This window comes from Streptomyces sp. NPDC004658, from assembly GCF_040609555.1.
Lineage (GTDB): Bacteria > Actinomycetota > Actinomycetes > Streptomycetales > Streptomycetaceae > Streptomyces.
In genome coordinates this window covers 1-9726 of the sequence record NZ_JBEXKG010000221.1, presented here as the reverse complement: position 1 = coordinate 9726, position 9726 = coordinate 1, and the positions used below count along the sequence as shown (strand labels likewise).

Genomic DNA, 9726 nt, shown 5'->3' with positions numbered 1-9726 from the left:
AAGCCAGTGCACTCCGACGGCGAGCCCTGCACCCACCGCAACCGCGCGACGGCGGCCCCCACACCCTGGCTGCCGCCGTTGACCAGCACGACCTTGTCGTCGAGAAGTCCCATGCCCTGCCTCAGCTCTCCCGGCGTTCCGCCGCCGCCCGCAGTTCCTCACGCAGCCGAACGGGCTGCCACGTCTCGCTCAGCGCCCGCCGCACCAGGTCGGCCTGCGCCGGCGGGGCCAGCCCGGCGACCGGCGGGTCGCTGTCCAGGTTGGTGGGGAAGGGGTAGCCCTCGGCGCTCGCGGCGATCACGTTCTCCAGCCACTCCTCGGACGCGCCCGCCTCCTTGCGCCGCAGCAGCACCGGGAACACGGCGTTCGCCACCGCCTCGCGGTCCACGGTCTCCATCGCGCGGCCGAACGCGGACGAGATCTGCAGAAGGTTGGCCGTGCGCCGGACGTCCTCCGTCCGGTTGGCGCCGGCGGCGTGGAAGAGCGCCGGGTTGAAGAAGGCGGCGTCGCCCTTGGCGAGCGGCAACTGCACGTGGTGGGCCGCGAAGTACTCCTGGAACTCGGGCAGCCGCCAGGCCAGGTAGCCCGGCTCGTAGAGCTGGGAGTACGGCAGGTAGAGCGTCGGACCGGACTCCACCGGCATGGCGCAGTGGGCGACCGCGCCCTGGAGGGTGAGCACGGGGGAGAGGCGGTGCACGTGCGCGGGGTAGGCGGCGGCCACCGCGTTGCTCGAGAAGCCCAGGTGGTAGTCCCGGTGCGCGGTCTGTCCGGCGCCGCCCGGGTTGACCACGTTGACCTGGGAGGTGACCTGGTAGCCGGGACCCAGCCAGGCCGTGGCGAGCAGGGCGAGGACCTCGTTGGCGTAGTAGTCGGCGAACGCCTCCGCGTCGTACAGGGCCGTTTTCTCCAGCGCGTTCCACACCCGGTCGTTGGCGCCCGGAGCGGCGAAGTGGTCGCCCGCGGTCGCCCCGGCGGCCCGCTGTTCGGCGATCAGCGCCTCGAACACCGCCGTGACCCGGTCGACGACCTCCGGCTCCGGGAACGCGCCCCGGACGACGACGACCCCGGGGCCCTCGGCGAGTGCCCGCACCAGCTCGGCCCGCAGCGCGGACCGGTCGCCGGCCCCCCGCAGCCGCTCACCCTCGTACACGAGGACGTTCTCCACGACGGACGCGGCGTGCGGATAGCCGCCCGGATCCGTGCTCCGCTCCACCAGGGCGCGGAACGCGCCGAGATCGCAGTCCTGCTCGGACAGCCAGGCACGGCCTGGCACGGCGGCGACGGACATCGGTGTCCCTCTTTCGGTACGTCAGCGGCGCGCGTTCGGTGACGGGAGCGAGGCGCCCCCGGTCACAGGCGCGGCGCGGTGCTGTCATTCTTGTCAGTACAAACCCCTCGAACAACCAGCAGCCGTCCATCAAAAACCCCTCAAGGAGCCGGTCCATGGGCCACCCGTTCCCGATCCGGGAGATCGCACGTCAGGCCGGTCTCAGCGAGGCCACCGTGGACCGGGTGCTGAACGGCAGGGGAGGGGTGCGCGAGAGCACCGCGCGGGAGGTGCACCGAGCCATCGCCGATCTCGACCGGCAGCGCACCCAGGTCCGGCTGGTCGGCCGTACCTTCATGGTCGACATCGTGGCCCAGGCGCCCGAGCGGTTCACCACCGCCGTGCGCGCCGCCCTGGAGGCCGAACTGCCCGCCCTGCACCCGGCCGTCGTGCGGTCCCGCTTCCACTTCCGCGAGACCGGCCCGGTCCGGGAACTGGTCGGCACGCTCGACCGGATAGCCCGGCGCGGCTCGCAGGGCGTGATCCTCAAGGCGCCGGACGTCCCCGAGGTCACCGCGGCCGTCGGCCGGCTGACCGCCGCCGGGGTCCCGGTCGTCACCCTCGTCACCGACCTGCCCGCGAGCGGACGCGTCGCCTACGTCGGCATCGACAACCGGGCGGCCGGCGCGACCGCCGCCTATCTGATGGGCCAGTGGCTCGGCGACCGTCCCGGCAACGTCCTCACCAGCCTCAGCAGCGGCTTCTTCCGCAACGAGGAGGAGCGCGAGATGGGCTTCCGCAGCGTGATGCGGGCCCGGCATCCGGAGCGGGCGCTGGTGGAGATCACCGAGGGGCAGGGCCTGGACGCCACGCAGTACGACCTGGTCCGCGCCGCCCTGGAGCACGACCCGGAGATCCGGGCGGTGTACTCCATCGGCGGCGGCAACAACGCCACCCTGCGAGCCTTCGCCGACCTCGGCCGCGCGTGCGCCGTGTTCGTCGCGCACGACCTCGACCACGACAACACCCGGCTGCTGCGCGAGCACCGCCTGTCCGCCGTGCTCCACCACGATCTGCGGCACGATCTGCGCGAGGCCTGCCACGAGGTGATGCGCTTCCACGGCGCGCTGCCGCCGGCCGGGCCGGTCCTGCCGTCCGCGATCCAGGTGGTCACGCCGTACAACATGCCTACGACCCCGGCAGGGTGACCCACCTTCCGCTCGCCGCCGACTCCGCCATCGCGTCCAGCACGGTCGCGCTGTGCACGGCGTCCACGAGCGTGGTGCCGTGCGGGGTGCCCTCGGCGATGGAGCGGACGAAGCGGTAGGCCTCGATCACCTTCAGGTCGTCGTAGCCCATCGCGTTGGCCGCGCCCGGCTGGAACGCGGCGAACTCGCCGGCGCCCGGACCGACGTACACCGTGCTCACCGGCTGGTCCTGGTACGTCGTACCCCGGCTCACCTTCAGTTCGTTCATCCGGCGGAAGTCCCAGAACACCGCGCCCCGGGTGCCGTGCACCTCGAAGCCGTAGTTGTTCTGCTCGCCGACCGAGACCCGGCACGCCTCCAGGACGCCGCGGGCCCCGGAGGCGAAGCGGAGCAGGCAGCTGACGTAGTCCTCGTTCTCCACCGGGCCCGGCTCGCCGCCGGCGGCCAGGGCGTGGCCGGCCGTCGCACCGCTCGGACGGGCGCGTTCCGGGACGAAGACCGCCGTGTCGGCGGTGAGCGAGGCGATGTCGCCGAGCAGGAAGCGGGCCAGGTCGGCGCCGTGCGAGGCCAGGTCGCCGAGCACCCCGCTGCCCCCGCGCTCACGCTCGTAGCGCCAGGTCAGCGCGCCGTCCGGATGGGCCGCGTAGTCGCTGAAGAGACGGATGCGGACGTGGGTGACCGTGCCGATCTCACCGGAGGCGATCAGCTCGCGGGCGGCCTCGACGGCGGGCGCGTTGCGGTAGTTGAAGCCGACCGTGCCCTGCACACCGGCCTTGGTGACGGCGTCGGCGACCGCGCGGGCGTCCCCGGCGGTCAGACCCACCGGCTTCTCGATCCACAGGTGCTTGCCGGCCTCGGCCATCGCCACGCCGATCTCCCGGTGCAGGAAGTTCGGCGCGGTGACGCTCACCGCCTGGACGCGCGGGTCGGCGGCCACCTCGCGCCAGTCCCGGGTCGCCGAGGCGAACCCGAACCGCTCGGCGGCCTCCTCCGCCCGCCCCGGCACCTCCTCGGCGACCGTGACCAGCCGGGGCCGCAGCGGCAGCCGGGGGTAGTGGTGCGGGAGACGGGCGTACGCCTGGGTGTGCACCCGGCCCATCCAGCCGAACCCGATGACGGCGACACCGAGCGCGTCCACCATGACTGCCCCTCTCCGTGCGGACCGAGCCCTTCCCTTTGGACCGGTCCAGATCTGGTCCACGTCACCTTTGTTCGGACATGACCAGCGTGTCAACCCTTTGACAGCGCGGCACGCCGCATGGAACGGTCCACCCCATGAGACCGCCGACGATCCGCGACGTGGCCGAACGGGCCGGCGTGTCGAAGTCGCTCGTCTCCCTGGTGCTGCGCGGCTCCGGTCCGGTGCGCCCCGAGAAGCGGGAGGCGGTCCTGCGGGCCGTACGCGAGCTGGGCTACCGGCCGAACGCGGCGGCCCGCAGCCTGAGCGAGCGCCGCACCCGCACCATCGGCGTCCTGCTGGACGACCTGCGCAACCCGTGGTTCGTGGAACTGCTCGACGGGCTCAACTCCCTGCCCCGTGCCCGAGCGCGTCCGCGGAGCCCGCCACCAGCGTGCCCTCGGCCAGCACGGTGCCGCCCGTGTAGCGGTTGCGGCCGGTCAGCGTCAGCGTGCCCGTGCCCCGCTTGGCCAGACCGCCGCGCCCGCCGACATCGTTGCGCCAGCTGTCGGCCGCGCTGAAGCCGCCGGCCGAGGCGTCCATGGTGACGGTGACGTCCGTGTCGAAGGCGCCGTAACCGTCCGCCGCGGCGAACAGGTCCAGCCGCCCCCACTGCTCGAACCCGTCGAGCAGCGCGTACCCGGAGGGCAGCCCGGTGGTGCGCAGCACCTCGCGGCGCTGGTCCGCGGTCAGGTACGGCAGCCGGGTCTCCAGCAGCACCTCCGCGCCCTTCGGCACGGTCAGCGGCAGATCGCGGCCCTGCCGGGGGAGGACGTACGTCAGCCGGTGCCGCACCACCCGCCGGTTGGCGTCCCGGTCGGCGTACGGGTCGTCGGCGGGGTGGGCGTAGGCGTACAGCGTGTCGGCGGTCGTCCCGGTCCGCTCCGTGAGGTGGGCCAGCGCCTGGGCGCGGGCGGCGGCCTTCAGCCCGGCGTTGGCCGGGTCGGCGAGCGTGGCCGCGGCGAGCGCGGTGGCCATGATCCGGCCCCCGATGACGTCGACCGTGTGGTGCATGCCGGCCACGATCCGGGTGTGGCTCAGCTCGAACGCCCGTGTCACCAGTTCCTGGAACCGCTCCGGCACCGCGTACGCGTAGGCCAGCGCGGCCAGGTGGAAGGCGTTGGTGTGGCCGCTCGGGAAGCCGCCGTCGTCGGTGGGGGAGGTGCCGCGCTGGCGCAGCAGCTGCGGGGCCACGACCCCGGGGGAGTCGTACACCGGGAAGCCGAACGCGTCCGTCCGGCCGGTGTCGACGACCTCGCTGTCCTCCGTCAGCCGCCAGGGCCGCGGGTACTGGTAGGCGTACTTGGCCGGGTTGCCGGAGGCGTACGGGCCGCGCACGGTGTCGACCAGTTCCGCGACCTTGCCCAGGGCCGAGTCGTGCGCGCCCGCGCCGAGGGCCGAGCCCGCCGGGGCGTCCGCCGGGACGGCGTCGCTGACGGTGGTCGCCGGGGTGCCGTCGGGCGCGCTCGTGATCGAGGTGACCGCCCTGGCGCCCGTCCGGTACGGGCCGGCCAGCGGGCCGAGGCCGGCGATCAGGGCGTAGCTCTGGTGCTGGCGGTCGTGGACGAACGCCTCCTTCGCCTGCGCGTCGGTGCGCCCGGCCGTGACCCGGGCGCAGTAGCGCATGTTCGCGCGCAGGATCTCCGGGGACAGCGGGGTGCCGGCGTTCCAGGCCGAGCCGGTCTTCCACAGCCTGCCGAAGCCGCCGAGGACGCGGACGACCGCGTTCGTCTCGGGCGTCAGGTTGGCGAGCGTGTTCGTCCGGTAGTCGTCCACGAAGGCGGCCGGCGCGGTCGCCGCCCGGGCGTCGGCCGCCGGCCGCCAGACGGCGACCGCCGGCGCGGCGAGCACCCCCGCCGACGCGGCCAGCGACGCCGTGAGGAATCCGCGCCGGTTCAGCAGCGGGGGGCGGTGCCCGGCAGATGACGGCATGCGTGTGCCTTTCGCAGAGGTCTCGGAAGAGGTCTCCGGGAACGCCCCTGCCGATGTGCGCAGTTGTGCGATCCCGGGAGAAACGGGGGAGCGAGAGGGTGAACGGGTGCATGTCTAGGGCGGGTTCGTGTCCCCTCGGGGAGACTCCGGTGGCGGGCGCGCGTGCGGAGGGTGAACGCACGGGCCCGGCTCACAGGATCGAACGCGCCCCCGGCACGGCCCCCGCCGACCGGTGGCGGGACGTCAGGCCGCGGGAAGCGGTACGTCGGCCGGCACCACCAGGTCCGCCCACCGGCGCGTCGTCGCGACCAGGTCGGCGTTGCGCTGGTCCGGGCCCAGCACCCAGGCCACGGCCGCCTCGTGCTCCTTGCCGAACCGCTCGTGCCGGCCGACCAGCCGGCGGATCCGCTCCTCCTCGGCGACCTCGCAGAACCACACCTCGTCCAGGCACGGCCGCACCCGCGCCCAGGCCCCCTCCCGCAGCAGCAGGTAGTTCCCCTCGGTCACCACCAGCCGGGCCTGCGGCGGCACCGGGATCGCGCCCGCGAGCGGCTGCTCCAGCACCCGCTCGAACCCCGGCGCGTACACCACCTCGTCGGTCTCCTCGCGCAGCCGCCGCAGCAGCGCCGCGTACCCGGCCGCGTCGAAGGTGTCCGGCGCGCCCTTGCGGTCCCGGCGGCCCAGCCGGTCCAGCTCGGCGTCCGCGAGGTGGAAACCGTCCATCGGCACATGCGCCGCCCAGGGCGGCCCGTCGCCGTTCAGCGCGTCCACCAGCCGCTCGGCCAGCGTCGTCTTGCCCGCACCGGGGCCGCCCGCGATGCCGAGCAGGGCACGCCGGCCGTCCCGGGGCAGGGCACGGGCACGGCGGAGAAGGTCGTCGAAGGTCAGCGGCACACGGAGAGTGTGGCATCCCCCGTCCGCCAGGAGTGTGGCGTGCGCCACCCACTGGAGGGCCGCTTCGCGGGGAACAGTCCGGATATGACTCAGCTCGGTCTGCCCGACACCATCCAGGCCTGCCTCTTCGACCTCGACGGGGTCGTCACCAAGACCGCCGTCGTGCACGCGGCGGCCTGGAAGGAGACGTTCGACGCCTTCCTGCGTGACTACGAGGGGGAACAGGGACGGCCGTTCGACGCCGTCAGCGACTACGACGAGTACGTCGACGGCCGCCCCCGCGCCGACGGCGTCCGCGCCTTCCTCGCCTCACGCGGCATCCACCTCCCCGAAGGCGCCCCGGACGATCCGCCGGACGCCCGCACCGTGCACGGCCTCGGCAACCGCAAGAACGACCTGCTGCTGGAGAAGATCCGCACCGGCGGCGTCGAGGCCTACGAGGGCACCCTGCGGTATCTGGAGGCGGTCCGCGCCGCGGGGCTGCACACCGCGATCGTCTCCTCCAGCGCCAACTGCCGGGACGTGCTGCGCGCGGTCGGCGCCGAGCACTTCTTCGACGTACGGATCGACGGCGTGGTCGCGGCCGAGCGGAAACTGCCGGGCAAGCCGCACCCCGACACCTTCCTCGCCGCCGCCCGCGACCTGGGCGTCGAGGCGTCCCGGGCGGCCGTCTTCGAGGACGCGCTGGCCGGCATGGACGCCGGCCGCGCGGGCGGCTTCGGCTACGTGGTCGGCGTGGACCGGGTGGGGCAGACCGACGCGCTGTACGCGCACGGCGCCGACACCGTCGTCAAGGACCTGGCAGAACTGGGAGGCAAGCAGTGATCACCGACCGCTCCTACGGCGTCGAACCGTGGGCCGTCCGGGAGACCGCCCTCGACCTCGGCGTCCTCGCCCAGAGCGAGTCGGTGTTCGCCCTGTCCAACGGGCACGTCGGCTGGCGCGGCAACCTGGACGAGGGCGAACCGCACGGCCTGCCCGGCAGCTACCTCAACGGCGTGCACGAGGTGCACCCGCTGCCGTACGCCGAGGCCGGCTACGGCTACCCGGAGTCCGGGCAGACCGTCATCAACGTCACCAACGGCAAGATCATCCGGCTGCTGGTGGACGACGAGCCGTTCGACCTGCGCTACGGCCGGCTCGTCGCCCACGAGCGCGTCCTCGACCTGCGCCGCGGGGTGCTGGAGCGGACCTGCGAGTGGACCTCGCCGGCCGGCTCCACGGTCCGGGTGCGCTCCACCCGGCTGGTCTCGCTGACCCAGCGGGCGGTGGCCGCCGTGGCCTACGAGGTGGAGGCCGTCGGCAGCCGCAGCCGGGTGGTGATCCAGTCCGAGCTGGTCGCCAACGAGAGCCTGCCCGACCCCGACGGCGACCCGCGCGCGGCGAAGGCGCTGAAGTCCCCGCTGGAACAGGAGGACGGCTTCGCCTCCGGCAGCCGGCTGCGCCTGGTGCACCGCACCCGGCGCAGCGGCCTCAGGGTCGCCGTGGCCGCCGACCACGTCGTCACCGGTCCCGAACGCACCACCACCCGCAGCGAGAGCGGCACCGACGTGGCCCGGCTGACCGTCACCTCCGTGCTGGAACCCGGACAGACCCTGCGGGTGGAGAAGCTGGTCGCCCACGGCTGGTCCGGGACCCGGTCGCTGCCCGCGATGGCCGACCAGGTCGACGCCGCGCTCGCCGCCGCCGGACACGACGGCTGGCAGGGCCTGCTCGACGACCAGCGGGCCTGCCTCGACGACTTCTGGGCCCGCGCCGACGTCGAGGTGGAGGGCGACGAGGAGATCCAGCAGGCCGTCCGGTTCGCGCTCTTCCACGTCCTCCAGGCCGGCGCCCGCGCCGAGCAGCGCGCCATTCCCGCCAAGGGGCTGACCGGGTCCGGCTACGACGGGCACGCCTTCTGGGACACCGAGATGTTCGTGCTGCCCGTGCTCACCCACACCGCCCCCCAGGCCGTCGCCGAGGCCCTGCGCTGGCGGTACAACACCCTGGACGAGGCCCGCGAACGCGCGGCCCAACTCGGGCTCGCCGGCACCGCGTTCCCCTGGCGGACCATCGCCGGCCCGGAGGGCTCCGCGTACTGGCCGGCCGGCACCGCCGCCTTCCACGTCAACGCCGGCATAGCCGACGCCGTCGTCCGGTACGTCGAGGCCACCGGCGACACCGCCTTCGAACGGGAGACGGGGGTGGAACTGCTGGTGGAGACCGCCCGGCTGTGGCGGTCGCTCGGCCACCACGACACCCACGGCGTCTTCCACCTCGACGGTGTCACCGGCCCCGACGAGTACAGCGCGGTCGCCGACGACAACACCTACACCAACCTGATGGCCCGGCAGAACCTGCGCGCCGCCGCCGACGCCGTCGAGCGCCACCCGGACCAGGCGCGACGGCTCGGGGTGGACGAGGAGGAGAGCGCGGCCTGGCGGGACGCCGCCGACGCCATGCACGTCCCCTACAACGCCGAACTCGGCGTCCACGAACAGCACGCCGGCTTCACCCGCTACCAGCGCTGGGACTTCGAGGGCACCCGCGCCGACCAGTACCCGCTGCTGCTCCACTTCCCCTACTTCGACCTCTACCGCAAGCAGGTCGTCAAGCAGGCCGACCTGGTGCTGGCCATGTACACCTGCGGCGACTATTTCGAGCAGGAGCACGACGAGGAGCAGATCGCCCGGAACTTCACCTACTACGAGCCGCTGACCGTCCGCGACTCCTCCCTGTCCGCCTGCTGCCAGGCCGTCATCGCCGCCCAGACGGGCCACCTGGACCTCGCCTACGCCTACACCTCGGAGGCCGCGCTGATGGACCTCCACGACCTGGAGCACAACACGCGGGACGGCCTGCACATCGCCTCCCTCGCCGGTACCTGGATGGCCCTGGTCGCGGGCTTCGGCGGCATGCGGCGCGACGGCGACCGGCTGCGGTTCGCACCGCGCCTGCCCGAGCGGCTGCGCCGCCTCGCCTTCCACGTCCAGTTCCGCGGGCGCCGGCTGCGCGTGGACATCGGCGCGGACAAGGTGACGTACGCGCTCCTGGACGGCCCCCCGCTCACGCTGCGCCACCACGGCGAACCGCTCACCGTCAGCACCGACGACCCGGCCGTCCGCTCGGTACCACCGGCCCCGCAGCGCCGCGCGCCGGAACAGCCGGTGCACCGGGCGCCGAACGGCGGATGAGGAGGCCGGGCCAGGGGCCGGGGGACCGGCCGCCGTCCGGTGCCGGGCGAGGGTGAGGAGGGCGCCGGGGTG

Annotated in this window: 6 protein-coding genes and 3 pseudogenes; 4 read left to right on the top strand and 5 right to left on the bottom strand. The window is 73.9% G+C overall.

Annotated elements, in window-relative coordinates:
• Window positions 1–113: pseudogene (locus ABZV94_RS37705) on the bottom strand (short-chain dehydrogenase); the annotation flags it as partial.
• An 8-nt stretch (window positions 114–121) separates the two neighbouring features.
• Entirely contained in the window at window positions 122–1288 is a 1167-nt protein-coding gene (locus ABZV94_RS37700; protein ID WP_356348887.1) for a phytanoyl-CoA dioxygenase family protein, read from the bottom strand.
• 155 nt (window positions 1289–1443) lie between these two features.
• Here ABZV94_RS37700 and ABZV94_RS37695 point away from each other — a divergent pair, with 155 nt between their 5' ends.
• Window positions 1444–2475 carry a LacI family DNA-binding transcriptional regulator gene (locus ABZV94_RS37695; RefSeq protein ID WP_356348884.1) on the top strand — a complete coding sequence of 344 codons (1032 nt, stop codon included), beginning with the start codon at window positions 1444–1446 and terminating at the stop codon, window positions 2473–2475.
• Here the strand turns inward: ABZV94_RS37695 and ABZV94_RS37690 are convergent.
• A complete protein-coding gene (locus tag ABZV94_RS37690; protein ID WP_356348882.1) occupies window positions 2456–3616 on the bottom strand; it encodes a Gfo/Idh/MocA family oxidoreductase in 1161 nt (386 codons plus the stop codon). The genes ABZV94_RS37695 and ABZV94_RS37690 overlap by 20 nt on opposite strands.
• 134 nt (window positions 3617–3750) lie before the next feature.
• Between ABZV94_RS37690 and ABZV94_RS37685 the strand changes: the two are divergent.
• A pseudogene (locus tag ABZV94_RS37685) lies at window positions 3751–4008 on the top strand (LacI family DNA-binding transcriptional regulator); the annotation flags it as partial.
• 1 nt (window position 4009) lies between these two features.
• Here ABZV94_RS37685 and ABZV94_RS37680 read toward each other — a convergent pair.
• Both ABZV94_RS37680 and ABZV94_RS37675 read right to left on the bottom strand, forming a co-directional pair.
• Window positions 4010–5584: pseudogene (locus ABZV94_RS37680) on the bottom strand (phosphatase PAP2 family protein); the annotation flags it as partial.
• A 243-nt stretch (window positions 5585–5827) separates the two neighbouring features.
• Window positions 5828–6478: a nucleoside/nucleotide kinase family protein gene (locus ABZV94_RS37675; protein ID WP_356348880.1), complete on the bottom strand. Its 651-nt coding sequence runs from the start codon at window positions 6476–6478 to the stop codon at window positions 5828–5830.
• Between the two features lie 84 nt (window positions 6479–6562).
• On the opposite strand from ABZV94_RS37675, the gene ABZV94_RS37670 reads away from it, so the two are divergent.
• Window positions 6563–7303, top strand: coding sequence for a beta-phosphoglucomutase family hydrolase (locus tag ABZV94_RS37670; protein WP_356348878.1), 741 nt, complete (start codon window positions 6563–6565; stop codon window positions 7301–7303).
• Window positions 7300–9654: a glycosyl hydrolase family 65 protein gene (locus ABZV94_RS37665; RefSeq protein ID WP_356348876.1), complete on the top strand. Its 2355-nt coding sequence runs from the start codon at window positions 7300–7302 to the stop codon at window positions 9652–9654. Before ABZV94_RS37670 ends, ABZV94_RS37665 begins: the two co-directional genes overlap by 4 nt.
• Window positions 9655–9726: the final 72 nt, after the last annotated feature.

Bases quoted from the DNA above. Each gene is read 5' to 3' on its own strand.
- ABZV94_RS37670 (WP_356348878.1), top strand. From the start codon at position 6,563: ATGACTCAGCTCGGTCTGCCCGACACCATCCAGGCCTGCCTCTTCGAC.
- ABZV94_RS37695 (WP_356348884.1), top strand. From the start codon at position 1,444: ATGGGCCACCCGTTCCCGATCCGGGAGATCGCACGTCAGGCCGGTCTC.
- ABZV94_RS37690 (WP_356348882.1), bottom strand. From the start codon at position 3,616: ATGGTGGACGCGCTCGGTGTCGCCGTCATCGGGTTCGGCTGGATGGGC.
- ABZV94_RS37700 (WP_356348887.1), bottom strand. From the start codon at position 1,288: ATGTCCGTCGCCGCCGTGCCAGGCCGTGCCTGGCTGTCCGAGCAGGAC.